General features: G+C 60.8%; 24 protein-coding genes. 9 read left to right on the top strand and 15 right to left on the bottom strand.

Going from position 1 to position 24,952, the window contains the following annotated elements; genetic code table 11:
• Entirely contained in the window at positions 1–969 is a 969-nt protein-coding gene (locus PIB16_RS16340) for a DMT family transporter (RefSeq protein WP_271045934.1), read from the bottom strand.
• Positions 970–1,140: 171 nt separating this feature from the next.
• The gene (moaA, locus tag PIB16_RS16335) at positions 1,141–2,190 is read right to left on the bottom strand and encodes a GTP 3',8-cyclase MoaA (protein ID WP_080856432.1); all 1,050 of its coding nucleotides are present in this window, start codon (positions 2,188–2,190) and stop codon (positions 1,141–1,143) included.
• Positions 2,191–2,321: 131 nt separating this feature from the next.
• On the opposite strand from moaA, the gene PIB16_RS16330 reads away from it, so the two are divergent.
• The 3 genes from PIB16_RS16330 (at position 2,322) to PIB16_RS16320 (ending at position 5,437) form a co-directional block, all read left to right on the top strand.
• Positions 2,322–2,690 (top strand): gamma-butyrobetaine hydroxylase-like domain-containing protein, encoded by a 369-nt coding sequence (locus tag PIB16_RS16330; protein ID WP_003522738.1) that lies wholly within the window; start codon positions 2,322–2,324, stop codon positions 2,688–2,690.
• Positions 2,691–2,967: 277 nt separating this feature from the next.
• Complete coding sequence (locus PIB16_RS16325) at positions 2,968–4,779, top strand: monovalent cation:proton antiporter-2 (CPA2) family protein (RefSeq protein WP_080816894.1); 1,812 nt, start codon at positions 2,968–2,970, stop codon at positions 4,777–4,779.
• A gap of 49 nt (positions 4,780–4,828) precedes the next feature.
• Positions 4,829–5,437: a pyridoxamine 5'-phosphate oxidase family protein gene (locus tag PIB16_RS16320; protein WP_271045933.1), complete on the top strand. Its 609-nt coding sequence runs from the start codon at positions 4,829–4,831 to the stop codon at positions 5,435–5,437.
• A 224-nt stretch (positions 5,438–5,661) separates the two neighbouring features.
• On the opposite strand, the gene PIB16_RS16315 is transcribed toward PIB16_RS16320, so the two are convergent.
• The 8 genes from PIB16_RS16315 to PIB16_RS16280 form a co-directional block, all read right to left on the bottom strand.
• Entirely contained in the window at positions 5,662–6,732 is a 1,071-nt protein-coding gene (locus PIB16_RS16315) for a GGDEF domain-containing protein (RefSeq protein WP_078053072.1), read from the bottom strand.
• A 506-nt stretch (positions 6,733–7,238) separates the two neighbouring features.
• Positions 7,239–8,456: a molybdopterin molybdotransferase MoeA gene (locus PIB16_RS16310; protein ID WP_271045932.1), complete on the bottom strand. Its 1,218-nt coding sequence runs from the start codon at positions 8,454–8,456 to the stop codon at positions 7,239–7,241.
• Positions 8,457–8,948 carry a cyclic pyranopterin monophosphate synthase MoaC gene (gene moaC, locus PIB16_RS16305; protein WP_065655981.1) on the bottom strand — a complete coding sequence of 164 codons (492 nt, stop codon included), beginning with the start codon at positions 8,946–8,948 and terminating at the stop codon, positions 8,457–8,459.
• Positions 8,949–8,955: 7 nt separating this feature from the next.
• Complete coding sequence (gene trpC / locus PIB16_RS16300; RefSeq protein ID WP_271045931.1) at positions 8,956–9,771, bottom strand: indole-3-glycerol phosphate synthase TrpC; 816 nt, start codon at positions 9,769–9,771, stop codon at positions 8,956–8,958.
• A gap of 10 nt (positions 9,772–9,781) precedes the next feature.
• The gene (gene trpD, locus PIB16_RS16295) at positions 9,782–10,801 is read right to left on the bottom strand and encodes an anthranilate phosphoribosyltransferase (protein WP_271045930.1); all 1,020 of its coding nucleotides are present in this window, start codon (positions 10,799–10,801) and stop codon (positions 9,782–9,784) included.
• Between the two features lie 17 nt (positions 10,802–10,818).
• Positions 10,819–12,711 carry a peptidylprolyl isomerase gene (locus tag PIB16_RS16290; RefSeq protein ID WP_271045929.1) on the bottom strand — a complete coding sequence of 631 codons (1,893 nt, stop codon included), beginning with the start codon at positions 12,709–12,711 and terminating at the stop codon, positions 10,819–10,821.
• A gap of 269 nt (positions 12,712–12,980) precedes the next feature.
• On the bottom strand, positions 12,981–13,115 hold the full coding sequence (locus tag PIB16_RS16285) for a hypothetical protein (RefSeq protein WP_256387174.1): 135 nt from the start codon (positions 13,113–13,115) through the stop codon (positions 12,981–12,983).
• Between the two features lie 40 nt (positions 13,116–13,155).
• The gene (locus PIB16_RS16280; protein WP_004442101.1) at positions 13,156–13,335 is read right to left on the bottom strand and encodes a hypothetical protein; all 180 of its coding nucleotides are present in this window, start codon (positions 13,333–13,335) and stop codon (positions 13,156–13,158) included.
• A 437-nt stretch (positions 13,336–13,772) separates the two neighbouring features.
• On the opposite strand from PIB16_RS16280, the gene coaD reads away from it, so the two are divergent.
• The 6 genes from coaD (at position 13,773) to PIB16_RS16250 (ending at position 19,064) form a co-directional block, all read left to right on the top strand.
• A complete protein-coding gene (gene coaD, locus PIB16_RS16275; protein ID WP_059760169.1) occupies positions 13,773–14,267 on the top strand; it encodes a pantetheine-phosphate adenylyltransferase in 495 nt (164 codons plus the stop codon).
• 29 nt (positions 14,268–14,296) lie between these two features.
• Complete coding sequence (locus tag PIB16_RS16270) at positions 14,297–14,866, top strand: peptidylprolyl isomerase (RefSeq protein ID WP_004442095.1); 570 nt, start codon at positions 14,297–14,299, stop codon at positions 14,864–14,866.
• A 36-nt stretch (positions 14,867–14,902) separates the two neighbouring features.
• Positions 14,903–15,412 (top strand): peptidylprolyl isomerase, encoded by a 510-nt coding sequence (locus PIB16_RS16265; RefSeq protein ID WP_065655977.1) that lies wholly within the window; start codon positions 14,903–14,905, stop codon positions 15,410–15,412.
• 244 nt (positions 15,413–15,656) lie between these two features.
• Positions 15,657–16,739, top strand: a complete 1,083-nt coding sequence (gene queA / locus PIB16_RS16260) for a tRNA preQ1(34) S-adenosylmethionine ribosyltransferase-isomerase QueA (protein WP_271045928.1) — start codon at positions 15,657–15,659, stop codon at positions 16,737–16,739.
• Positions 16,739–17,869: a tRNA guanosine(34) transglycosylase Tgt gene (gene tgt / locus PIB16_RS16255; protein WP_271045927.1), complete on the top strand. Its 1,131-nt coding sequence runs from the start codon at positions 16,739–16,741 to the stop codon at positions 17,867–17,869. The genes queA and tgt overlap by 1 nt, the downstream gene beginning before the upstream one ends.
• A 37-nt stretch (positions 17,870–17,906) precedes the next feature.
• Positions 17,907–19,064, top strand: a complete 1,158-nt coding sequence (locus PIB16_RS16250; protein ID WP_271045926.1) for an aminodeoxychorismate synthase component I — start codon at positions 17,907–17,909, stop codon at positions 19,062–19,064.
• Positions 19,065–19,269: 205 nt separating this feature from the next.
• Here PIB16_RS16250 and PIB16_RS16245 read toward each other — a convergent pair whose 3' ends face one another.
• From PIB16_RS16245 to PIB16_RS16225, 5 genes are all read right to left on the bottom strand, one after another.
• Entirely contained in the window at positions 19,270–20,547 is a 1,278-nt protein-coding gene (locus PIB16_RS16245) for a type III PLP-dependent enzyme (RefSeq protein ID WP_271045925.1), read from the bottom strand.
• Complete coding sequence (locus PIB16_RS16240; protein WP_125146653.1) at positions 20,531–22,063, bottom strand: AMP-binding protein; 1,533 nt, start codon at positions 22,061–22,063, stop codon at positions 20,531–20,533. The genes PIB16_RS16245 and PIB16_RS16240 overlap by 17 nt, the downstream gene beginning before the upstream one ends.
• Positions 22,060–22,323 carry an acyl carrier protein gene (locus PIB16_RS16235; RefSeq protein ID WP_125146652.1) on the bottom strand — a complete coding sequence of 88 codons (264 nt, stop codon included), beginning with the start codon at positions 22,321–22,323 and terminating at the stop codon, positions 22,060–22,062. The genes PIB16_RS16240 and PIB16_RS16235 overlap by 4 nt, the downstream gene beginning before the upstream one ends.
• 105 nt (positions 22,324–22,428) lie before the next feature.
• Positions 22,429–23,169 carry a hypothetical protein gene (locus tag PIB16_RS16230; protein WP_271045924.1) on the bottom strand — a complete coding sequence of 247 codons (741 nt, stop codon included), beginning with the start codon at positions 23,167–23,169 and terminating at the stop codon, positions 22,429–22,431.
• Between the two features lie 287 nt (positions 23,170–23,456).
• Positions 23,457–24,584 (bottom strand): S-(hydroxymethyl)glutathione dehydrogenase/class III alcohol dehydrogenase, encoded by a 1,128-nt coding sequence (locus PIB16_RS16225; protein ID WP_003525152.1) that lies wholly within the window; start codon positions 24,582–24,584, stop codon positions 23,457–23,459.
• Positions 24,585–24,952: the final 368 nt, after the last annotated feature.

Below are 24,952 nucleotides of genomic sequence, written 5' to 3'. Positions count from 1 at the left end.
TCATTCTCCCGCCTCTTCCGTTACGGCAGTTTTCGTTACGGAAGCCGGCCGTACCGTGGTCGCGGCGGTGGGTGTGGCGGCTGCGCGCTTGGCCATCTGCGAGCGCTTGCGCAGGCTTTCGCGGTAGAAGGTATAAAGGCCGGAGCCGATGACGATTATGGCGCCGACGATAGTGTAATTGTCGATCTTTTCGTTGAAGAAGAACACGCCGATCATGAAACCCCAGAGCAGGCCGGTATAACGGAACGGCGCGACGAAGGAGATTTCGCCTGATCGCATCGACAGTATGATCGCCTGATAACCGACCAGCACCAGAATGGCCGAAGCCGCCAGATGCGACACGATCATGAAGTTCATCGGTTGCCAGCCGCCGAAGGGCACGATCAGCAGGCCGCCCACCGCCATGTTGACGAAGGCGGTGATGACGGTGATGGCGAGCGAGGGCACATCGGCATACATTTTCCGGGTCAGCAGATCGCGCGCAGCAGTGACGGCGAGCGATGCGACGACCAGAAGCGCACCCGGCGTGAAGCCTTCCGGGCCGGGCCTGATGATGACGAGCACGCCGATAAAACCGACGATGATCGCCACCCAGCGCCGCCAGCCCACGGGTTCGCGCAGGAACAGCGCCGCACCCAGCGTCACCACCAGGGGCAGGGACTGCAATATGGCCGAGGCATTGGAAAATTCGATAAGGCCGAGCGCCGTCAGATAGAGCACGGCCGCCGTCACCTCGCAGAGACAGCGCAGGATGATGATGGGGCGCAGGAGGGTTTTCAGCGGCCGAAGCGCGCCGAAATGGCGGGCGGCGATATAGATCAGCACCACCGTCATGATGCCGCGGACGAACATGATCTGGCCGGTGTTGATATAAGGGGTGACGGATTTCGTCAGGGCGTCATTGGCCGTGAAGCTTGCCATGGCGAGCGCCATCAACAGGGCGCCGCGCGTATTGTCCGTCAATGCCATTCCAAAATATCCCAGACCATGCACGGTTTTCCCGGCCGCCCTTTCGGGGCGGTTTGGGCCGCCTTTCCGGCGTGACCGCGCATTCCTCCATGTAAAGAGACGTGGCACGGCACAGCCGGCATTTCAACCGTTTATATGGGTGGGTGGACGAGAAACAGTTTCAGCCGTCGCTCAGCCGCCGGTCACGCTCATATGGCGAGAGACGGCAGGCCGGTTGTGGGTGCGGTCAATGATGAAATCATGCCCCTTCGGCTTGCGCAGAAGGGCTTCATCAATGGCGCTGGAAAGATAGGCGTCGCTGCCGGAGGCGCGCAGCGCGGTGCGCAGATCGGCGGCGTCATCCTGGCCCAGGCACATATAAAGCGTGCCGGTGCAGGTGAGGCGGACGCGGTTGCAGCTTTCGCAGAAATTATGCGTCATCGGCGTGATGAAGCCGAGCCGGCCTCCGGTTTCCTTCACCGTGACGTAACGGGCGGGGCCGCCGGTCTGGTAATCGCTGTCGATGAGCGTGAAGCTCTTTTCCAGATCGGCGCGCAACTGCGAAAGCGGCAGGTAGCGGTCGGTCCGGTCTTCCTCGATCTCGCCCATCGGCATGGTTTCGATCACGGTCAGGTCCATGCCGCGACCATGGGCGAAACGCATGAGGTCGGGAATCTCGGCGTCGTTGAAGTCCTTCAGCGCCACCGCGTTGAGCTTGATCTTGATGCCTGCGGCCTGGGCGGCGTCTAGCCCCTCCATGACGCGGTCACGATCGCCCCAGCGGGTGATGTGGCGGAATTTGTCGCGGTCGAGCGTATCGAGCGACACGTTGATGCGGCGCACGCCGCAATCGGCGAGTTCTGCGGCGAATTTCGCAAGCTGCGAGCCGTTGGTGGTCAGCGTCAGCTCGGTGAGGGCGCCTGTGCGCACATGCCGGCCGAGATTTCGCACCAGCGACATGATGTTCTTGCGCACCAGCGGCTCGCCACCGGTCAGCCTCAGCTTGCGCACGCCGCGCGTTATGAAGACGGAACAGAGCCGGTCGAGTTCTTCGAGCGTCAGAAGGTCCTTCTTCGGCAGGAAGGTCATGTGTTCGGACATGCAATAGGTGCAGCGGAAATCGCAGCGGTCGGTGACGGAAACGCGCAGATAGGTGATTGCGCGGCCGAAAGGGTCCACCATCGGTGTGCTGTTTTCCGTCAGGGTTTTCGCTTTTTCAAGCGAGCCGGAGAAACCGTTCACGTCTCATCCTCAATGCGCCTTGCGCCGGGCACACACGCCAAATGTGTACTCTATTAGCTGATGTAGTGGCTTGCCTATCGTGAGGCAAGTCCGTAATTCTGACGCATATGACGAGCTTGCGGAAGTGAAAAATGAGCGATGCCTGGCCGACCGAGCTGCTTGTGTCGAAAGACCGGCGCGAACTGACCGTTTCCTTCGATGATGGAAGCGTTTATCGCCTTCAGGCCGAGATGCTGCGCGTGCTTTCGCCCTCTGCCGAGGTGCAGGGCCATGGGCCGGGACAAAAGGTCACAGTGCCCGGCAAACGCGACGTTACCATCCGTTCCATGGTCGCCACCGGCAATTATGCGGTTCGCATCGTTTTCGACGATGGCCACGATAGCGGCATCTACACCTGGAAATATCTGAAGGAACTGGGTGAGACCGGGGACGCGCTGTTTGCGGATTATGAGCGGCAGCTCGCCGAAAAGGGCTTGAGCAGGGAACCGCGATACCGGTAGAGAAAACACCGAGGGAGACGCCCTCGTGAGAATGATGGCAAGGGGTTGAAGAACTGGTGCGTTTGGCAACGTTGTTGCATCCGCGCTTCGTCACCCCGGACTTGATCCTGGGTCCAGCGCGATCAAGTCCTTGATCGCGGTAGAGTCCTTTCACGGCGCAGACGCGCCGTGGCTGGATGCCGGATCAAGTCCGGCATGACGGAGGAAATGTTCTTGCGCGTTGCCGATAATCGGACGAGGGCAAAGCTCTTGTCTCACTATTTAAACGGGGTGGCGTGTGGCTGTAGAAGCGAACGGAAATGATCTGGCCCAGGTGGTCGTGTTGCTGGCGGCAGGCGTTGTCGCCGCGCCGATCTTCAAGCGTATCGGCCTCGGTTCGGTGCTCGGCTATCTGGCCGCCGGCCTGGTGATCGGGCCTTACGGTCTCGGTTTCTTCTCCGATTCGCAGGCCATTCTGCATATAGCGGAACTCGGCGTGGTGATGTTCCTGTTCATCATCGGCCTTGAAATGCAGCCGTCGCGGCTGTGGTCGATGCGGCAGGATATTTTCGGGCTGGGGGCGCTGCAGGTGCTGGTCTGCATGGCGGGCCTGACATTGATCGGGGTCGGTCTCGGTTTTCCCGTCATCATGTCCTTCGTCGCCGGCACCGGTTTCGTGCTGACATCGACGGCGATCGTCATGCAGATGCTGCAGGAGCGCAACAGCATGTCGAGCCTGAAAGGCCAGCGCATCATCGCCATCCTGCTGTTCGAGGATCTGGCCATCGTGCCGCTGCTGGCGCTTGTCGCTTTCCTCGGTTCGGGCGGCGAACATGTCACGGCGTCGGAGCGCTGGGCTTCCGTCGGCATCGCGCTTGCCGCCGTCGGTGCGCTCATCCTTGCCGGGCGTTATCTTCTCAACCCGTTCTTTCGCCTGCTCGCGGCTTCCGGCGCGCGGGAGGTGATGACGGCCGCGGCGCTGCTGGTGGTGCTGGGTTCGGCGCTTCTGATGCAGGTGAGCGGTCTTTCCATGGCCATGGGCGCCTTTCTCGCCGGCGTGCTGCTGTCGGAATCCTCCTTCCGCCATCAACTGGAGGCGGATATCGAGCCGTTTCGCGGCATTCTGCTCGGTCTGTTCTTCCTCGGCGTCGGCATGGCGATCGATCTTGCCGTCATCGCCTCCAACTGGCAGCTCGTGGTCATCAGCGTTGCGGGCTACATGCTGCTCAAGGCCTTCCTGATCTATGGCGTGGCGCGGGCGCTCGGCACCACCCGCCGCGAAAGCCTGGAACGGGCGGTGCTGATGGCGCAGGGCGGCGAATTCGCCTTCGTGCTTTATTCTGCCGCCGTCAGCGCCGGCATTCTCGACCGGGAGGCGAACGCCATACTGACGGCGACCATCATCATCTCCATGGTGCTGACGCCGCTGATGGTCATCCTGCATGACCGGCTGGTGCCGGCGGCGGTTCCCAATACCGACGATCTCGACGTGCCTGAAAATGTCGAGGGCAGCATTCTCCTCATCGGCTTCGGGCGTTTCGGCCAGATCGTCAGCCAGCCGCTTCTGGCGCGGGGCTATACGCTGTCGCTGATCGACAAGGATGCCGACTTCGTGCGCGATGCGGCGGAATTCGGTTTCAAGGTCTATTATGGCGACGGTTCGCGGGCGGAAATCCTGCATGCTGCCGGTGCGAGCACGGCGCGTGCCGTGCTTATCTGCGTCGACGACAAGGAGGCGGCCGTCAGGATCGCGGAGATCGTCAAGCACGAATTCCCGCTGGTGCCCGTTCTCGCCCGTGCTTACGACCGCGGCCATGCCATCGATCTGCTGAAGGCTGGCGTCGATTACCAGATCCGCGAAACGCTGGAATCGGCGCTGAATTTCAGCGAGGAAGTGCTCGGCGCCATGGGTGAGGAGCGGGAAGATGCCGCGCGTCTGGTGGAAGAATTCCGCGACCGCGACGAGGAACGTTTCGCCATGGAAGTCGTCGGCGGCATCTATGCCGGCCGTTCGCTGATCCGCGGCAATGCCCAGCCGGCCGATCTCGTTGCCGCCCGCACCGCCCGCGAGCGGGCCGAGCGGGAAAAGGCAGAAGCCGCAGAGGAATAGGACGCCCCGGTCTTTCGGCGGCGACAGAGGGAATTGGCAGGGATAGGTCATGACGATCATTCGCACGGTTGAGGAATTGAAGGCCATCTATGACAGCACGAGCGAGGCATCGATCGCCAAGGTGACAGCCACGCTGACGGCCGAATACCGGCTGATGATCGAGACTTCGCCGTTCCTGGCGCTGGCGACGGTCGGGCCGGAAGGCATGGACTGTTCGCCGCGCGGCGACAAGGGCGGCGTGGTGCGGGTGGCCGATGAGAGGACCGTGCTTCTGCCAGACTGGCGCGGCAATAACCGTGTGGATTCGCTTCTGAACATCGTGCGCGATCCGCGCGTGGCGCTGATGTTCCTGGTACCCGGCTCGAATACGACGATGCGCATCAACGGCCGTGCTGTGGTCTCCGTCGATCCCGACCTGCTGGAAAGCTTCGAGATGGACGGCAAACATCCGCGCACCGTCATTGTGGTGACAATCGATGAAGTCTATTTCCAGTGCGCCCGGGCGCTGATGCGCTCGGAACTATGGAACCCCGATAATTTCGTCGACCCGGCCTCGCTTCCGACACCCGGTCTTCTGCTCAAGGCGGCCAAGGCGGAATTCGATCAGGAGACCTATGACCGGGAATGGGCGGCGCGGGCGGCGAAGACCATGTGGTGAGGTGCAGTAACGACCGACCTTGGGCCGCTGAGGCAATCCTCGCAAGGCTTACGTCATTGGCGAAAGCGGAGCGTCTCACTCCGTCACCCCGGACTGGATCCGGGGTCTAGCGCGATCAAGTCCTTGATCGCAAGAGGCTTTTCTCACGGCGCAGACGCGCCGTGACTGGATGCCGGATCAAGTCCGGCATGACGGAGGAGATAGTGGTGCACACACCACCATCCTCACGTCCGATAAATCAGCCAGTTCTTGCCGGTATAGTTCTTCTGCATGCCGTCCTCGTAATAGACGGAGCGGTTCCGGCCGGTTTCCTTGGCATGGTAGAGCGCGGTGTCGGCGTGGCCGTAAAGTTCGCTCGGGTTGGTGGCCTGTGCGGCGGAAGCGAAGCCGAGGGAGATCGTCACCGTGCCGTAGTCGGCGCCCGATCTCGAATTGCGGAAGGGCGTGCTTTCCAGCGACAGGCGGATGCGCTCGCACATCACCATCACCTCTTCCGGCGTATTGCCGTCCAGAATGATGGCGAATTCCTCGCCGCCGCTTCTGGCGACAAAACCATCCTTGCGGACATTGGCGCGGATGACCGAGGCGACGGTGGCGAGAATCTTGTCGCCGACCGGATGGCCGAAAGTGTCGTTGATCCGCTTGAAATGATCGATATCGAGCAGGACGAGCGTGGTATATTGCAGGCCGATGGAGCTGTCATAGATGGATGCCAGCCGGTCGTCGAAGGCGCGCCGGTTGGACAGGCGCGTCAGCGAATCCGTATTGGCGATGCGCTTGTACTCATCCAGCTCCAGACGCACCTGATGCATTTCCTCGGCATGGCGGTTGACATCGTTGAAGGTCTTTTCGCCGTCGATGATCTTCGAGCCGGTGGCCTCGGCCAGCAGCGAAATCGCATTCCTCAGAATATTGCTGCTGGCGGCATTCTTGTCATCGATGCGCTGACGCGTTTCGCCGAGAATCCTGTTATAGTTTTCGATGGAGGATTGTTCGCGCCTCAGCGTGCCCAGGAGGCCCTCCAGTTCGCGCCTGAGCTTCTCATGCGCATCGTCGATGGACCGGGCGGGATTGCCTTCCCCGTAACGTGAGGACAGCTCGTCCAGATCCTCCTGCGTGACCCGGTTTCCAAGCGCGGCCAGATCCTTCGTCAGGGCAGGGTTCGAACCGATATAGGCTTCGTAAAAGAGGCTGTAGTTACGCGGGATCGGCGAAACACCCATGCTCCGCATGGCATAGGCAATCTGCCCGGCAATGTCGGGCCCCGTGGTTTTGGGCGTGGATGCCGTGTTCATCAAGAAACTCCAGTGAGTCTGCTTATCGACTATGATTATTATTATGAAGGTCGTTTTGGAAAGCTTAATTTAAGGGAAACTAATTTTTGTGCCCGGAAACTTCATTTTCGTCACTTTTTATCTTATTTAATTGATAAATATAAGTAATTTTCATTCTGAAGAATTCCGGAATTTTTTCCCTCTACTATTCGCCTTGGTGACAGCATCGCATTTATTCTGTCAATCCCAATAACGGGATTCGTGTGATTTATTTTGGCACAACAATATGTAGAAATAATTCCGCGGCGGAAAGCCATGGTGGTTTTTGAATTCGTGGAGATCCCGCCTATAGGCGGTTTTTTTTATCATTCGTGTCGGGATACAGGAATGTTACAGTCTTATCTTCCGTTCCCGTGCCATGCGGCACGCGGCGGTGCCGTTTTGTGACGGCGCGGCAACCGTTCGGTAAGGTTCAGGAAGAGGCCAGTTATGCTGCCGGCCGCAAGTTTGGCCGTATCGCCTGCGTGTCAGGATCTCAGCCTGATGACCGGGCATTCCGCCCCGGCCGCCGCCGCCGGCGCGTTTGGCGGGCGCACGATCAAGCCGTCGGAATGGGCCAATATCTTCATCATCGATGAATCCTGCTTCGCATGGGCTTCCGCCACCAGCAGGCCGTTTTCGTCCGTGCTGAAACGGGCGCGCAGATAATCCTGCCGATGATCATTCGCTTTCAACGGCGTGGCGGTGCGGGCGGTCGTCGTGCGTTGCAGCGGCGCGCGGCGGGCGATGCTGCGGAGCAGCGGTTCGAGGAACAGCAGGCCGCAGACGAGGCTGGCAACCGGGTTTCCGGGCAGGCCCAGAACCTGCATGGCGCCGATGGATCCGACCATCAGCGGTTTCCCCGGACGCATGGCGATGCGCCAGAAATCGAGCTGCATGCCTTCCGCCTTCAAGGCTGCCTGCACGAGGTCAAGGTCGCCGACGGAGGCGCCGCCGAGCGTCACCAGCACATCGACCTTCGCCGCGACCGCCTTGCCGATGGCGGCGCGGATCAGCCTGTCATCATCGGCAATGATACCGAGATCGAGAACCTCGGCACCCGCCTGCCGGGCGAGGGCTGCGACGCCGAAGGTGTTGGAGGCGATGATCTGCGCGGGCTGCGGCGCGCTTCCCGGCGGCAGCAACTCATCGCCGGTGGCGAGGATGGCGATGCGCGGCCTGCGATAGACGGTGAGCGCGGCATGGTTCATCGCCGCGGCGAGCGTCAGGTCGGTGAAACCGAGTTCCCGCCCGGCCTTCAGGGCCGCTTCGCCTTCGGTAAAATCCTGTCCGCGCGGGCGGATATGTCGCCCGGCGGTGACATCGAAGGCGGTGCGGATTTTTCCGCCCTCCAGCACTTCGGCATCTTCCTGAATGAGAACGGTGTCCGCACCCTGCGGCACGGGCGCGCCTGTGAAGATGCGCACGGCCTGGCCTTCATCCACCGTGCCGGTAAAAGCATGGCCGGCGGCCGCCTGACCGATGACGGTGAGGACCGAGCCAACTGCCGCTGCATCGGCGCTGCGCAGCGCATAACCGTCCATGGCCGAGGCATCGAAGGGGGGCTGGGTGAGGCGTGCAATGAGATCGGCCGAGAGAACCCGGCCATCGCATTCGGTAAGCGGCAGGGTTTCGCTTTCGGTCACCGGAGCCGCTGCTTCCAGAAGGCGTCTTATGGCCTCATCCATGGGCAGCAGCGGTTTCATTCACGTCTCCTGTCGCCGGAAATCGCCGGATTTGCCGCCGCTCTTTTCCAGAAGGCGGATATTGACGATTTCCATCGCCTTGTCGGCGGCCTTGGCCATGTCATAGATCGTCAGGCAGGCGATGGATACGGCGGTCAGCGCTTCCATCTCCACGCCGGTCTTGCCGGACAATTTCACCAGCGCTTCGACCCGCAGGCCGGGCAGGGCGGCGTCTTCGGTAATATCCACCGCCACCTTTGTCAGCATCAGCGGATGGCAAAGCGGGATGAGGTTTGCCGTCTGCTTGGCGGCCATGATGCCGGCGAGGCGTGCAGTGCCGATGACATCGCCCTTCTTGGCGTTGCCCTCGCGGATGAGCGCCAGCGTTTCCGGCTTCATTTTCACGAAGCCTTCGGCGACTGCAACACGGACGGTCTCGGCCTTGTCGCCGACATCGACCATATGCGCTTCGCCGCCGGCATCGATATGGGTGAGCTTTCCCGCCTCGCTCATCGGTGCATTATTCCGCTGCCAGAATGCCGGATTGGCCGGTCAGCAGCGCTTTGGTGGCCGCCGTCACATCGTCCTTGCGCATCAGGCTTTCGCCGACGAGGAAGGTACTGATGCCGCTTTTTTCGAGACGCTTACAATCCTCGAAGGTGAAGATGCCGCTCTCGCCGACCAGCAGCTTTTCCGCCGGCACGAGGCCTGCGAGCTTCTCGCTGGTTTCGAGGCTGACTTCGAAGGTGCGCAGGTTGCGGTTGTTGATGCCGAGAAGCGGCGAGGAAAGCTTCAGCGCCCGTTCCGTTTCTTCCTCATCGTGCACTTCCACCAGCACATCCATGCCGAGCGCGAAAGCCTCGTCTTCAAGGCGTTTCGCCTCGTCGTCGGACAGCGAGGCCATGATGAGGAGAATGCAGTCCGCGCCCCAGGCGCGGGCCTCATGCACCTGATAGGTCTCGAACATGAAATCCTTGCGCAGCGCCGGCAGGGCGCAGGCATTGCGGGCGGCGGTCAGGAATTCCGGGGCGCCCTGAAAGCTTGGGCTATCCGTCAGCACTGAAAGACAGGCGGCGCCACCGGCTTCATAGGCGGCGGCCAGCGCCGGCGGATCGAAATCCGGACGGATGAGGCCCTTGGAGGGGCTGGCCTTCTTGATTTCGGCGATCAGGCCGAACTTGCCTTCGGCCTGCTTTGCCCGGAGCGCCCTGTAGAAACCGCGCGGCGCGCTCTGGTCTGCGGCCATGGCCTTCAGGTCGGCCAGCGAAACCTTCGCCTTGGCGGCGGCGATTTCCTCGCGCTTGTAAATCTCGATCTTTTTCAGAATGTCGCTCATGATCTCGCTCTCATTCCTGAACCTCGTTGGACACGGCAACCAGACGGTCGAGCGCGGCTGCGGCCTTGCCGCTGTCCAGCGCCTCGCTGACGATCGCCATCGCCTCAGACAGTGTCTCCGCATTGCCGGCGATAACCAGTGCTGCGGCCGCATTGCACAGCGACACGTCACGATAGGCGTTGCGTTTGCCGGATAGAACCTCGCGCAGCGCCGCCGCATTGGCAATGCCGTCGCCGCCCTTCAGATCTTTCATGGACGCGGGCTCGACACAGAAATCCTTCGGCGTCAGGTCGAAGGTGCGAATCTTGCCATTTTCCAGTGCCGCGACATGGGTAACGCCCGTGGTCGTCACCTCGTCCATGCCGTCGCCATGGACGACCCAGATGCTTTCCGAACCCAGATCGCGCAGCACTTCCGCAAGCGGCACCAGCCAGCGCGGCGAAAAGACGCCAAGCAGTTGCCGTTTGGCGCCCGCCGGGTTGGAGAGGGGGCCGAGCAGGTTGAAGATGGTGCGCGTGCCGAGTTCGACGCGGCTTGGGCCGACATGGCGCATGGCCGAATGGTGAAGCTGCGCGAACATGAAACCGAGACCCGCCTCGCTGATGCAGCGGGCGATGAGTTCAGGACCGATATCGAGCTTCACGCCGAGCGCCGAGAGCGCATCCGCCGTGCCGGATTTGGAGCTCAGCGCCCGGTTGCCGTGCTTTGCGACCGGCAGGCCGGTGCCAGCGACGATGATCGAGGCGAGCGTCGAGATATTATAGGTGCCGATGCCGTCACCGCCGGTGCCGACGATATCGATGGCATTGGCGGGGGCCGAAACCGGCAGCATGCGGGAACGCATGGAGGAGACGGCGCCGACGATTTCGTCCACCGTTTCCCCGCGCACGCGCAGCGCCATCAGGAAGCCGCCGATCTGCGACGGCGTGGCTTCGCCCGACATCAGAATGTCGAAAGCCGCGCGCGATTCCTCGCGGTTCAGGCTTTCTCCATTGGCGACCTTGGCGATCAGCGGCTTCAGTTCGGCCATCTTGTCGCCCCCCCGGGTTAGAAGCCGACCATCGCCTGATCGGCGAGGGCCTGATTGATGGTGACACCATAGTCATTCTGCAGGCGGTTGACCATCTGGTCCAGCATGTCGTCGCCGGCCGCGCGGGCAATGGCGGCGAACTGCTGGTCGTCATTGGCGAGCGCGTCGGCAGGCGCATTGGTGTCGACCGAGGTGACCTTGAAGAGGATACGGCTGGAACCGTCGGCATCGGCCGCCGTGCCCACCTTGCCCTCCGCGCCGGAGAAGACCGCCGCGATGGTCTGCTGGCCGAAAATGGCGTCTTCGCTGTTGCGGCGCAGGCCGGACTTCTGTTCGACGGCAAGGCTCAGCTCACCGGCCACGGCTTCCAGCGTGTCGCCCTTTTCGACGCGCGCCTTCAGTTCCTCGGCCTTGGCGGCAAGCGCGTTGCGCTGCTGCTCCGCCGTCCAGTCAGCCACGACATCGTCGCGAACTTCGGCAAGTGTGCGGTCGCGGGCGGCGATGATCTGGTCGACATCGAACCAGATGTAGCCTTCACGGCCGAGATTGATCGGCAACGCTTCCGTGCCGGGTTCGGTCTTGAAGACCTCCTGCGCGAGCTGCGGGGAGGGCAGACCCTGAACCGCATCGCCCTTTTCATCGAGGCCGGAAGCGTCGATGGCGGCGATGGTGACGGGTTTCAGGTTCAGCTGCGTTGCCGCATCGGCGAGCGAAGAACCGCCGGCGCGCAGATCCTCGTAACGGTCGTGAACATTGGTGATTTCTTCCGCAGCGGCGGCGGTGGCGAGGTCCTTGCGGATATCTTCCTTCGCCTCTTCCAGCGTGCGTGTCGTTTCCGGCTTGATGCCGGTGACGCGCAGGAGAACCGGGCCGAAGGAACCCTGGACCACCGGCGACACACCGCCATCCTTCTGGATGGCGAAAGCCGCGTCGGCAATCGACTGGTCGGGGATGGTATCCCTGGTGAATTCGCCGAGGGTGACGTCGGAAGCGGTCTTGCCCTGATCCTTCACCACCTGGTCATAGGTGGTGTTGCCGAGGCGGATCTGCTCGGCGGCGGCCTCTGCCATTTCCTTTTCAGGGAAGGTCAGCTGCTCCACCGTGCGGCGGCCGGCGGTGCGGAAGCTGTCCTTGTGGCTGTTATAATAATCGGCGATCTGGGCGTCGGTGACGGCGGCCTGATCGGCGATATCGGACGGCTCAAGCTTCACATAGGTGAACTTGCGAAACTCGGGCGCACGATATTTCGTCTTGTTGGTTTCGAACCAGGGGGCAAGCACGTCGTCGCCCGGCGCCTTGACCGGCGGAATGACGGCGTTCGAAAGAATGACGTAATCGACGGCGCGCTGCTCGTTGCGATATTGCTTCAGCGCATCCACCAGCACCTGCGGCGCGGCAAAACCGTCGGAAACGGCTTCGACGATCTGGCTGCGGACGGCGACCTTACTGCGTTCCTTGATATAGTCATCCTCGCGGAAACCGGAATTGCGCAGGCGCTCGCTGAAGAGATTGCGGTCGAACTGGCCGTTGACCGCCTTGAAGGCCGGGTCTTCGGCGATGAGATTGGCGAGGCGGTTTTCCGAAAGGCCGAGATTCATCTTCGAGGCCAGCTCGTCAAGCGCTGCACCGGCCGCAAGCTGGCTGAACACCTGACGGTCGATGCCGAATGCCTTGGCCTGCTCGGTCGTCAGCCTTGTGCCGAACTGGCGGCTGAGATCGGAAATCTGGCGCTGATAGGCGAGGCGGAATTCCTCCGTGCTGACCGTCTGGTCGCCCACCGTCATGACGGCGTGGGAATTGGCGGTGACAAGCGATGCGGAAACGCCCCAGATGCCAAAAGAGACAACAAGCAGGAGAAGCAGCAGCTTGGCTGCCATGGTTCGAGAAGCATTTCTCAGGGAATCGAGCATCGTTATGCAAACCTCACAGGAACGTCGTCGCGGTCGCCGGCTCTCCGGCCCGCAACGTATCGGCGTTCCTTAAATCAATCCAAACGGAAATTGAAGGGAATTTGCCTTGGAAAAACGGGGTTTTGAAAACGCTTGTGTGATTGGAGGCGGGATTTCCCGCCATCGTCTTCGCCGCCTTGCCCCCGCGAAGCGCAAAATAAAACCGCCCGGAAGGTCTAGGCGGTTGAAAAGAATCACTTTTAAGCGGCCGTCTGCCCGGCTTGCCGCGCTCAGAAGGCGCGGTCGCGCCGGATCATCGCCTTGAATTCCTCGTCTTCACGTCGCATTTCGGCGACCACGGATATCATCGATGTCACGAACATAACGCTGATCAGGGCAAGAAGCATTGTCAGAAATGTGAACATGATATCGTCTCCGGGAGTTTCGAGAAAATTCTCTCCGTTATCAGTAGTAATTCATATACTGATAACGGGCGGTCAGCTGCGGATAGTCCGGGCCCAGTTTTTCAGGTTTCTGTTCATAAAGGCTAAACGTCGTTGCTACCATTGCGATAACCAGTACTGTCCAGGCGGTGCTGATGACGCTGATTTTCGCCGAAGTAGACTGTTTTTCTCTTACAAACATCTGTCCGTTCCTTTGGTTCTTTCTTAACGCGCCATGTCCAAACATGTTCCGCGTCAACCGTAAAAATCGATTAGCATCGCGCCTGTGAAACTTCCTTGAATGGTTCGTTCATCTGGCGTTCAGGAAACTGGCTAAGGCCGTCATTCGAGAAAAATATACTCGGCAGCGAATGAAGCGATGATCGAAAGGACGATCATGAAGGCCAGCATTTTCAATTCTCCGGATGCTTAACGAGTGAGGGGCGTTTCGGTTTCCCGATGCCGTGCATTTAGACAAAATAGCTGTGAAACCGCACTGAACGGCCCATTCATCCGCGGTTCACGCCGCAGCCACGCTTGTGAGGGGTTGGTTATAAAGTCTTGCGCCGCGTGCCTCTCCATGACAAAAGGCGGCACATATGCTGAAGCGTCGAGACGCGCCCACCATCTGAGAGCGATATGACGATTGCCTTTTATCCAGGATCCTTCGATCCGATGACCAACGGACATCTGGATGTGCTTATTCAGGCGCTGAACGTGGCGTCGAAAGTCATCGTTGCGGTCGGCATTCATCCCGGAAAAGCGCCGCTGTTCAGCTTCGAGGAGCGCGCAGGGCTGATAAAGCGGGCGCTTGCCGAACATCTGCCGGGCGAGGCGGCGCGCATGGAAGTCGTCTCCTTCGATAATCTCGTCGTCGATGCCGCCCGCCAGCACGGCGCGCGCCTTCTGCTGCGCGGCCTGCGCGACGGCACCGATCTCGATTATGAAATGCAGATGGCCGGGATGAACCGCCAGATGGCGCCCGATATCCAGACCGTATTCCTGCCCGCCGGCACCTCGTCGCGACCCATTACAGCCACATTGGTCCGGCAGATCGCCGCCATGGGCGGCAATGTCGACGCCTTCGTGCCGAAAGCCGTGCTTGAAGCCCTCAACGCCAAGCTGAAGCGCTAACTTCAGCCTTACATTCTGGAGCCAATCCGATGAAACTCGTTCGATTTGCCTTTGCCGGCGCCATGTTTGCAGGCGCTCTCGCCGCCAGCACCTTCGCTTCCGCCGCCGAACTCCTGACCGTGCAGCTGAAGGACGGCCCCGTTGTCATCGAACTGATGCCGGATGTCGCGCCCAAGCACGTGGCGCAGATCGAGGCGCTGGCCAAGAAGGGCGCTTATGACAATGTCGCCTTCCATCGCGTCATCGATGGCTTCATGGCGCAGACCGGCGACGTGCAGTATGGCAATATGGAGAAGGGCTTCAGCGCCCAGCGTGCGGGTACGGGCGGTTCCGACCTGCCGGATATTCCGGCCGAATTCTCCAAGGTTCCGTTCACGCGCGGGGTGGTCGGCATGGCCCGCTCACAGGATCCGAATTCCGCCAATTCGCAGTTCTTCATCATGTTTGCCGACGGTCCGTTCCTGAACGGCCAATATACCGTGGTCGGCAAGGTCGTGTCCGGCATGGAAGCCGTCGACAAGATCAAGCGCGGGCAGGGCAGCAACGGCGAAGTTTCCAACCCCGACCGGATGATCAAGGTCACCGTCGGCAAGAAGTAAGGTAGGGCAATAGAGCCCGAACAGAGGAGAATAGTCATGGCCGAGATCAAGGATCCGGAGAACACCATCATCATGGAAACGACGACCGGCAAGGTCGTGATCCAGCTGCTTCCGGAAGTTGCGCCTGGCCACGTTGCCCGCATCAAGGAACTCGTCTCGGAAGGCGCTTACGATGGCGTGGTTTTCCACCGCGTCATCGAAGACTTCATGGCCCAGACGGGCGACGTGAAGTTCGGCAAGAAGGGTTCGGAAAGCTTCAACCCGGCACGCGCCGGCATGGGCGGCTCCGACAAGCCGGACCTGAAGGCCGAGTTCTCCGCCATTCCGCACGTGCGCGGCACCTGCTCCATGGCCCGTTCGCAGAACCCGAACTCCGCCAACTCGCAGTTCTTCATCTGCTTCACGGATTCTCCGTGGCTCAACAAGCAGTACACCGTCTGGGGCCAGGTCATCGAAGGCATGGAGGCCATCGACAAGATCAAGCGCGGCGAGCCGGTGAAGGACCCCGATTCGATCGTTTCCATCAAGCTCGCTTCTGCGGCCTGAGGATAGCGTATAAAGTGTTTACCCGCTCCGCAGGAAACTGCGGGGCGTTTCACATTGATGACAAGGGTGCCAACCTCTCCGTCGTCATCCTCGGGCTTGTCCCGAGGATCTAACGATCCCCGACGGCTACGTGGTTAGATCCTCGGGACAAGCCCGAGGATGACGTCTCGTTAGACGAAGCCTTGTCACTACCCACCACCCGCCCCATTGAGGGCGGGTTTTGATATTTTCGAGAGCCCTTGCAATGCGTGTAGACCTGTTCGATTTCGATCTGCCCGAGGAGAATATCGCCCTGCGCCCCGCGAACCCGCGCGACAGCGCGCGCCTGTTGGTCGTCGATCCGAATGAGAACCGCATGGAAGACCATCGCGTCTTCGATCTGCCGTCCTTCCTGAAGCCTGGCGACGCGCTGGTGTTCAACGATACCCGTGTCATTCCCGCCCAGCTGGAAGGTGTGCGGCTGCGCGAAGGCGCGCCGGAGACAGCGGTTTCGGCCACGCTGCACATGCGCGCCGATCAATCCCGCTGGAAGGCCTTCGCGCGTCCCGGCAAGCGCATCAAGCAGGGCGACCGCATCCGTTTCGGTTACGAGCGCGACAATGCCTGCGGCCTTGCGCATCTGGAAGCCACCGTCGAGGAGAAGGGCGAGGAGGGCGAGATCACGCTGCTGTTCGACGTCTCCGGCCCGGTGCTGGATGAGGCGATTGCTTCCGTCGGCCATATTCCCCTGCCGCCCTACATCGCGGCCAAACGGCCGGAGGATGCGCAGGACCAGACCGATTACCAGACCATCTATGCCCGCGAAAAGGGAGCCGTTGCCGCCCCCACCGCCGGGCTGCATTTCACGCCCGATCTGTTTGCCGCGCTGGACAGGGTGGGCATCGAGCGGCATTTCGTGACGCTTCACGTTGGGGCAGGCACTTTCCTTCCCGTGAAGTCCGACGATACCGACGATCACAAGATGCATTTCGAGATCGGCCATGTGTCGCAGGAAACCGCCGACCGGCTGAATGCGGTAAAGGCGCGCGGCGGACGTATCGTTTGTGTCGGCACGACATCGCTGCGCCTGATCGAAAGTGCGGCCGATGAGAATGGCGTTATCCACCCATGGTCCGATGCCACCGGCATCTTCATCACGCCGGGATACCGCTTCCGCGCGGTCGATATTCTGATGACGAATTTCCACCTGCCGAAATCGACGCTGTTCATGCTCGTTTCGGCTTTCTGCGGTCTCGAAACGATGCGTGACGCTTATAAGCACGCCATCGAAACTGGATACCGCTTCTATTCCTATGGCGATTCCAGCCTGTTGTTCCGGAAAAACTGATGCACGACAAATTCACCTTCACCCTGAAAGCCACGAGCGGCGGCGCACGCCTCGGCGAAGTCGCCATGCCGCGCGGTATCATCCGCACGCCCGCCTTCATGCCGGTCGGCACCGTCGGCACCGTCAAGGCCATGTATCTCGATCAGGTGCGGGAGCTTGGGGCCGATGTCATTCTCGGCAATACCTATCACCTGATGCTGCGGCCGGGTCCGGAGCGAGTTGCCCGCCTTGGCGGCCTGCATGAGTTGATCCGCTGGCCGCATCCGATCCTTACCGACAGCGGCGGTTTTCAGGTGATGTCGCTTTCCGGTCTGCGCAAGCTGGACGAGCAGGGCGTGACCTTCAAGAGCCATGTGGACGGTTCGCTGCATCATATGTCGCCGGAACGCTCCATCGAAATCCAGGGCATGCTCGATTCGGATATCCAGATGCAGCTCGATGAATGCATCGCGCTGCCGGCCGAACGCAAGGAAATCGAGCGCGCCATGGAAATGTCGCTGCGCTGGGCCGAGCGCTGCCGCGTCGCCTTTGGCGAGCAGCCCGGCAAGGCCATGTTCGGCATCGTGCAGGGCGGCGACCAGCCGGATTTGCGTATTCGTTCCGCAGAGGGACTGAAGCAGCTCGATCTGAAGGGTTATGCGGTCGGCGGCCTTGCCGTTGGCGAGCCGCAGGATGTGATGCTCGGCATGCTCGATATCACCCTGCCGGTGCTGCCCACCGAAAAGCCGCGTTACCTGATGGGCGTCGGCACGCCCGATGACATCCTGAAATCGGTGGCGCGCGGCATCGACATGTTCGACTGCGTGATGCCGACCCGTTCCGGCCGCCATGGTCTCGCCTTTACCCGTCGCGGCAAGGTCAATATCCGCAATGCCCGCCATGCCGAGGATATGCGCCCGCTCGACGAACAATCCAACTGCCCGGCCTCGCGCGATTATTCCCGCGCCTATCTGCACCATCTCACCCGCGCCAACGAGGCGCTGGGCGGCATGCTGCTCTCCTGGCACAATCTTGCCTATTATCAGGAGCTGATGCAGGGTATCCGCAAGTCTATCGAGGAAGGCCGTTTTGCCGATTTTTATGCGGAAACCATCGAAATGTGGGCGCGGGGCGATATAGACCCCATCTGACTCTTCCCGACTTTTTCTCCTGTTTCGGACGCTTTCCTTGGCACACGCGCCTTACGTTCTTTTCCGGGATGACACGACCGGCACGGTGACAGCCTTCACCGAGCCGGAAGACATCATCGTCGCGGATGAACCGGCGTCGTTTTTTGCTGCGCTGAGGCGCATGGAAGAGCTGCGCCGGGCCGGGAAATACCTCGCCGGCTATATGTCCTATGAAGCGGGCTTCCTGTTCGAGCCGAAGCTTGCGCCTTTTGCGGATGAGCCTCGCAACGTGCCGTTTCTCAATTTCGGCGTCTTTTCCGGTCCGCAGCCGGATGAGGGTCGGTTCGCGCGCCCGGCAAATCTGCCGGATGCGGATGCGTTTCTGTCCGGTCCCGTGCCGGCATGGAGCCTTCAAGACTATTGCCAGCGTTTCGCGCGGCTGCACGGGCATCTGCGTCGCGGCGACTGTTACCAGGGCAATCTGACCATGCCCGTTCATGCCCGCTGGAGCGGCGATCCGCTGACGGCCTTCTGGTCGCTCATCGAACGGCAGCCGGTGAAATATGGCGCGCTTGTCGATCTCGGCGGCCCGGTCATCCTGTCGCGCTCGCCGGAACTGTTCTTCTCGGTTGACGGGCAAGGTTTCATCGAAACCCATCCGATGAAGGGAACGACACCGCGCGGAGCCGATGCGGAAGAAGACCGGGCGATTGTCGAGGCGATGCTGGCGGACGAAAAGACGCTCGCCGAAAACCGTATGATCGTCGATCTGCTGCGCAACGATATTTCCCGCATTACAGAAGTCGGCAGCCTTGATGTGCCGCGGCTGTTCGATATCGAGACCTATCCGACCGTGCACCAGATGGTGAGCCATGTGCGGGCGAAACTTCTGCCTGACGTGACGGTGGAAGATATTTTCGCCGCCCTGTTTCCCTGCGGCTCCGTTACCGGCGCACCGAAAATGTGGGCGATGAAAATCCTGCGCGAGTTGGAAGCGACGCCGCGCGACGCCTATTGCGGCGCAATCGGCTTCATGTCTCCAAATGGTGAGATGCGGTTCTCCGTGGCGATCCGTACGCTCAGCCTGTTTGACGACGGCCGTGCCGTCTTCAATGTCGGCGGCGGTATCGTGTTCGATTCCGTTGCCGAGGCGGAATATGACGAGTGTCTGTTGAAATCGAAATTCGCGGTGGGGGACAGGTTGCTTCGGGGTTAGTCGCCTCCCTCATTCCTGTGCTTGTCACAGGAATCCAGCCAGCCCAAGTCCTTGGGCTGAAAAGACTCCTCCCGCCGCACGGACGTGCGTCGACTGGATTTCTGTGACAAGCACAGGAATGAGGGAGGTTGGAGGAAGCTCCGAGGTAGGCAGCCAAATGTGTGCCCTTAGGAAAGCCGGCTACGGTTTTCGCTACCAAACGTCCTCAGCGCCCGATCACCTCAAACACTCCATTCTCCACCAGCACTTCCTTTGCCGCCGCATGGCTCAGAAAACCCGCTGGGCTGGCGCTGGCGCCATAGGCGCCTGATTGCAGGATGGCGAGGAGGTCGCCGGCCTTGAGCTTCGGTAGCGCCGCATTGCGGGCGAGTGTATCGAGCGGCGTACAGAGCGGGCCGACGATGGTTGCCGTCTCTTCATGCTCCGCCAGCATCATGGCCGGTGCGACGATGGGATAGTTGCGCTTGACGATCTGGCCGAGATTGCCGGAAGCGGCCAGGTGATGGTGCATGCCGCCATCCGTCACCACGAAGGTAGTGCCGCGCGAGGTCTTTACCGAATTCACCTCCGCCACATAGACGCCGCCGGGACCGGCGAGGAAACGGCCGGGTTCGACGATGACATGGGCGTCGGTTATCAGCGGATGCGCCTTTACGAGCGCCTTTAGATCGGGAATGGCGGCGCTGACTTTTTCAAGATCGAGCGGCATTTCGCCTGCGAAATAGGGAATGCCGAGACCGCCGCCGAGATCGATGGTTTCGAGCGGCCTGCCGAGCATCCCGGCCAAGCGCGCGGCAAGGGAAATGCCGTGTCTCCACTGGGAGACAAGCATGTCGGCATCGAGGATCTGTGTGCCGCCGTAAATATGGACGCCGACGAGATCGATATATCGGGCGTCCTTGAAGAGCGGCAGGACATTTTCCAGCTCTTCCTCATCGAAACCGAAGGCGGTGGCCTTGCCGCCCATGCGCATCGCGCCGGCCTGTGCATCCGGCACCGGATTGATGCGGATCGAGGCTTTGACCGACTTGCCGATCGCCTCGATGCGGGTAATTTCCTCGGCGCTTTCGATGTGGATTTCGCCGATGCCGCCCTCGATCACTTCGCACAGCTCGGCCATGCCTTTGCCGGGGCCGGCGAAGATGATATTTTGCGTTGCGACACCGGCCTTGATGGCGGCGCGATATTCGCCGACGGAAGCGATTTCCGCACCCGCACCTTCCTGCCGGAAAAGCGAGACGATGGCGGGCAGGGGATTGGCCTTCACCGAATAATAGATATCGGCAAAGCCGCCGAGCGCGGTTTCGAGATCGCGATAGGCGCGGCGCATGGCGGCGGCGTCATAGAGGAAGCAAGGCGTTCCGGTCCCGGCGACAATATCGCGCACCGGCAGTCCGCCGATCATCAGATCGTTCTCGCTTGTGTCGAATAACGCGGCTGCAAAAGCCGGGCCGTGGCTCTGGGGCTTATCCGTTGGCGCCATTGTCCGTCCGTTCGCGCACCAGCGCGCGGTAATCCACCTTGCCATTGGCCGTGACCGGCAGCCGTTCCACCAGTTCGATGGCGCGCGGGATCATGAAGGGGGCGAGCATTTCGGCGGCCTTCTTCAGAGCCGCCGTTACATCGATGTTCTGGTTGGCGGCAGTCGCCACGGCATGGACCTTTTCGCCCGCAAAGGGGTCCGGCAGGCCGATGACAGCGACCTGCTGGAAAAGCCCTGTCGACATCAGGCTTTCCTCAACCTCGGTCGGGCTGATGCGATAGCCCGACGATTTGATCATCGCATCGTTGCGGGCGACGAAACTGAAGAAACCATCCTCGTCCTCCACCGCCAGATCGCCGGAATAACACACGGTCTCGCCGCCCATCGCCGCCGGAATGAAGGGGTGAGGGCGCAGCACCTTTGCCGTCTCCTCCGGCCGGTTCCAGTAACCCAGCGAGACGGTCGGGCCGCGATGCACGAGAATGCCGGGCTCACCCGGCCTCGCCCTCTGTCCCTCGGCGGTGACGATGAAGATTTCGCATTCGGGAATGGCCTTGCCGATGGAGGTCGGGCGGCGGTCGATCTCATCGGGGGGCAGGAAGGTGGAGCGGAAGGCTTCCGTGAGGCCGTACATCAGGTAGATTTTCGTATCCGGCAGCTTCTCGCGCAGCGCTTTTACGGTTTCCTGCGGCACGCGTCCGCCGGAATTGGTGATGTAACGCAGATGCGGCAGAGGCGTCTTTGTGAGCGACGGGGCCGCTTTCGTCAGGATCGCCCAGATCGTCGGCACGCCGGCGAGACCCGTGATGGCATGGTCGCGCAGATCACGGACGATCTCATCGCCCAGCCGAAAGGTGGAGATGATCGTGGCCGCACCCTGTTCCACCGCCGTCAGCAGCTGGTTCAGGCCATAATCGAAGCTGAAGGGCAGGAGGGAGAGAATGCGGTCCTTGGCCGTAATCTCAAGATAGGTACGCACGATGCGCGCGCCGGCCAGAAGATTGCGGTGAGACAGCATCACGCCCTTCGGCGAGCCGGTGGAGCCGGAGGTATAAAGAATGGCGGCCAGGTCTTCGCCGATTGCCGCTGAAGGCCGGGCGAGTGTCTCGGCGCGGGCCTCTATCTCTTCCGCCAGCAGCACCGTGACCTCGGGAAGGTCTTCCAGTGCCGCTTTCAGCTCATCCATCATCGCCGCGCTGCTGATGACGATTTTCGCGCCACAATCGCTAACGATATGGCGGATCTGCTGCGCCTTCAGCAATGCGTTCACCGGCACGAAGACGCCGGACGCCATGCTCACGCCAAAGATCGACCAGCATTCCTCAATGCCGCGCGGCAGATAGATGACGACGCGGTCTCCGCGTTGCGCTCCGGCTTCCTGCAATGCCGCCGCGCAACGGGCCGCCGCTGCGGCAAATTCGCGATAATTCAGCGATCGGTCCTTGTGGACGAGGGCCTGATCGTCGCTCGCGGCGCGGGCGGCAAGCAGGTGGTGCAGCAGGAAATGGGGTGTCATCTCCTCCGTTCCCTGAGGACGAAGGCGATGAGATCGGCCGGCGTGCCGAGATTGTCGGGCGTGAAATGTTCGTCATCGAGAATGATGCCGAACCTTTCGCCGAGGAAAATCATCAGTTCCAGAAAGCCGAGCGAATCGATTACGCCGCCTTCGAGAAGCTGCGTATCGGCGGCAAAGGGGGCATAGGCGGGAAAACGGTCGGAGAGGTAGGAATAGATGGTATCGGCAACGTCGATTTCACTCTTTTTCGCTGCAAGCATGCTCGTTCTCCGATTTCCCGCGTCTTTCCCAATGACCTGCCCGGAACGGCGCTTTTTCTGTAAAGGCCAAGATTCCGTCAAGTCGCGCACGACTCACTAAAATACCTACGGTGGCAATAACACCAACTCTGAGTATGCTTCGTTAATAAATCGTGGGTTCCATGCGCCTTTTACTTGTATCGGTGCAGATTTATGTGCGGCAAGCCCGCCGGCCTTTCGCTCTGCGCCCATTGCCGCCATGGTCAGCGCAAGCCGGCCATGGCCAAGAAGGTGGCGGGCGATTGCGGATATGTGCCTTTGCGCGACCTGCCGGTCTTCGCAATGGATGAGGCGGGCGGATGGCAATCTTTTGGTCGTGGTTTTCAGGAAGACCAGAGGGTAATGGCGGTTCTCCGCCTCCATAACCGCCACGATGCAGCCGAGACGGGCGTGGTCTTCCAGCATGTCGCGCATTTCGGCGGAGAGTATTTCCGGTTTTATCTCGCCTGGCGGCCGCAGCCGTGCGCTTGCCGGGCGAAGCGCTGCAAAGGGCAGCGGATAAAAAAGCGTGCAATCGGTCACCGTCGCAAAGCCCAGCCTCTCATTCAGCTTGCAGGCTTCGGGAGAGGGGGTGAGATCGGTGAAGATTTCGTCCTCATTGGATGACGCCATCTGCAACATGCGCGGGGCGAACCAGCGGCAGGAAGGCTCCACATACCAGCTCGACAGGTTGACGACGATCCTGCCGGTCTGCGGCAGACGGCTTTTGATCGTCAGCAGCACACCTGCGGCATCGTCGCCCTTCATCAGCAATTGCCCGACCGGACCGAGTTCGCGCCGCTCGTGATGTTCGCTGACGAGCGACAAACCGCGCGACCAGAAGGCCGCGGTTTTTTCCGGGAAGCCTTTCGCCAGAAGAGCGACGGCGGCGACGCGGTTTCCGTTGTCGATCGGTACGATTTTCAGGGTCGCTCTCCGCAGGTCTGGCGTCGTTCTGGGCGGGGAGGGATTTTCAACTCCGCCGCGTAGTATCGGCTTACGACGATAGATTTACCGTCCCGTTAATCGCAATGGCTGCAGCGGGTTGGAGGCGATCACATTTCTATGAATGGCGGGCGCGCGCGGTTACGCGCGTCCGCCTGCGTCTTGTCCAATCAATAAACCACGACGCCGCGAATGCTTTCGCCCTTATGCATCAGGTCGAAGCCCTTGTTGATGTCTTCGAGCGGCATGGTGTGGGTGATCATCGGGTCGATCTGGATCTTGCCTTCCATGTACCAGTCGACGATCTTCGGCACATCCGTGCGGCCGCGTGCGCCGCCAAAGGCGGTGCCCATCCAGTTGCGGCCGGTGACGAGCTGGAACGGGCGCGTGGAGATTTCCTGGCCGGCACCGGCAACGCCGATGATGACCGACTTACCCCAGCCGCGATGCGAGGCTTCCAGCGCCTGGCGCATGACCTTGGTATTGCCGGTGCAATCGAATGTGTAATCGGCGCCGCCGATCAGGTCGCCATTGCGCTTCGTCATGTTGACGAGGTACGGCACGATGTCGTCGCCGACTTCCTTCGGGTTTACGAAGTGGGTCATGCCGAACTTCTCGCCCCAGGCCTTGCGGTCGGGGTTGATGTCCACGCCGATGATCATGTCCGCGCCGGCAAGGCGCAGGCCCTGCAGCACGTTGAGGCCGATGCCGCCGAGGCCGAAGACAATCGCCGTGGAGCCGATCTCGACCTTGGCGGTGTTGATGACCGCGCCGATACCGGTCGTCACGCCGCAGCCGATGTAGCAGACCTTGTCGAAGGGCGCGTCGGGATTGATCTTGGCGAGCGCGATCTCCGGCAGAACCGTATAGTTTGAGAAGGTCGAGCAGCCCATATAATGATGGATCTTGTCCTTGCCGATGGAGAAGCGCGACGTGCCGTCCGGCATCACGCCCTGACCCTGGGTGGCGCGGATGGAGGTGCACAGATTGGTCTTGCGCGAGGTGCAGGAATAGCATTCGCGGCATTCCGGCGTGTAGAGCGGAATGACATGGTCGCCCTTCTTGACCGAGGTGACGCCCGGTCCGACATCGACGACGACGCCCGCGCCCTCATGGCCGAGAATGGCCGGGAACAGGCCCTCCGGATCGGCACCCGACAGGGTGAAATCGTCTGTATGGCAGATGCCGGTCGCCTTGACCTCAACCAGCACTTCGCCGGCGCGCGGGCCTTCGAGTTGAACGGTCATGACCTCAAGCGGCTTTCCGGCCTGAATGGCAACTGCGGCGCGAACGTCCATATCTTATCTCCTGGCATTGTCTTGTGATTGAACAGGGCTGTTTTGCCCGAGCTTGGCTTGAGGGACAAGGGGCGAGCCCAAGTTTGTGTTTTCGGAAGAAACCGTGAAGGCAAACCCCACACTGCCGTTACGCGGTCATACGATTTTATTGTCGAACTCTAATTTACTAATAAATAAACTAAGCATATGAATTTGCTTCATATTTTTAGGTTCCGATTGAGTTTTGATTTACGGTTTGCGTGTTAATTGACCCCTGTATGATCTGAACCCTTCAAACTGGACCGTTTTTGGTTAGAGTTTTCCGGTGCATTTTCCTGGCTGGGAAAGGAACGGAAGACGATGAAAGCATCACAGTTTTCGGACGCACA

The sequence above is a fragment of the Agrobacterium sp. ST15.13.015 genome (assembly GCF_027871645.1).
GTDB classification, from domain to species: Bacteria; Pseudomonadota; Alphaproteobacteria; order Rhizobiales; family Rhizobiaceae; genus Agrobacterium; species Agrobacterium leguminum.
The sequence above is the reverse complement of the archived record's forward strand: the minus strand, read 5'-3'. Positions and strand labels throughout refer to the sequence as shown.

Coding starts and splice junctions, on each gene's coding strand:
- PIB16_RS16340 (WP_271045934.1), bottom strand. CDS start 969: ATGGCATTGACGGACAATACGCGCGGCGCCCTGTTGATGGCGCTCGCC.
- PIB16_RS16330 (WP_003522738.1), top strand. CDS start 2,322: ATGAGCGATGCCTGGCCGACCGAGCTGCTTGTGTCGAAAGACCGGCGC.
- PIB16_RS16320 (WP_271045933.1), top strand. CDS start 4,829: ATGACGATCATTCGCACGGTTGAGGAATTGAAGGCCATCTATGACAGC.
- PIB16_RS16315 (WP_078053072.1), bottom strand. CDS start 6,732: ATGAACACGGCATCCACGCCCAAAACCACGGGGCCCGACATTGCCGGG.
- PIB16_RS16310 (WP_271045932.1), bottom strand. CDS start 8,456: ATGAAACCGCTGCTGCCCATGGATGAGGCCATAAGACGCCTTCTGGAA.
- moaC (WP_065655981.1), bottom strand. CDS start 8,948: ATGAGCGAGGCGGGAAAGCTCACCCATATCGATGCCGGCGGCGAAGCG.
- trpC (WP_271045931.1), bottom strand. CDS start 9,771: ATGAGCGACATTCTGAAAAAGATCGAGATTTACAAGCGCGAGGAAATC.
- trpD (WP_271045930.1), bottom strand. CDS start 10,801: ATGGCCGAACTGAAGCCGCTGATCGCCAAGGTCGCCAATGGAGAAAGC.
- PIB16_RS16290 (WP_271045929.1), bottom strand. CDS start 12,711: ATGCTCGATTCCCTGAGAAATGCTTCTCGAACCATGGCAGCCAAGCTG.
- PIB16_RS16285 (WP_256387174.1), bottom strand. CDS start 13,115: ATGTTCACATTTCTGACAATGCTTCTTGCCCTGATCAGCGTTATGTTC.
- PIB16_RS16280 (WP_004442101.1), bottom strand. CDS start 13,335: ATGTTTGTAAGAGAAAAACAGTCTACTTCGGCGAAAATCAGCGTCATC.
- coaD (WP_059760169.1), top strand. CDS start 13,773: ATGACGATTGCCTTTTATCCAGGATCCTTCGATCCGATGACCAACGGA.
- PIB16_RS16270 (WP_004442095.1), top strand. CDS start 14,297: ATGAAACTCGTTCGATTTGCCTTTGCCGGCGCCATGTTTGCAGGCGCT.
- PIB16_RS16265 (WP_065655977.1), top strand. CDS start 14,903: ATGGCCGAGATCAAGGATCCGGAGAACACCATCATCATGGAAACGACG.
- queA (WP_271045928.1), top strand. CDS start 15,657: ATGCGTGTAGACCTGTTCGATTTCGATCTGCCCGAGGAGAATATCGCC.
- tgt (WP_271045927.1), top strand. CDS start 16,739: ATGCACGACAAATTCACCTTCACCCTGAAAGCCACGAGCGGCGGCGCA.
- PIB16_RS16245 (WP_271045925.1), bottom strand. CDS start 20,547: ATGGCGCCAACGGATAAGCCCCAGAGCCACGGCCCGGCTTTTGCAGCC.
- PIB16_RS16240 (WP_125146653.1), bottom strand. CDS start 22,063: ATGACACCCCATTTCCTGCTGCACCACCTGCTTGCCGCCCGCGCCGCG.
- PIB16_RS16235 (WP_125146652.1), bottom strand. CDS start 22,323: ATGCTTGCAGCGAAAAAGAGTGAAATCGACGTTGCCGATACCATCTAT.
- PIB16_RS16225 (WP_003525152.1), bottom strand. CDS start 24,584: ATGGACGTTCGCGCCGCAGTTGCCATTCAGGCCGGAAAGCCGCTTGAG.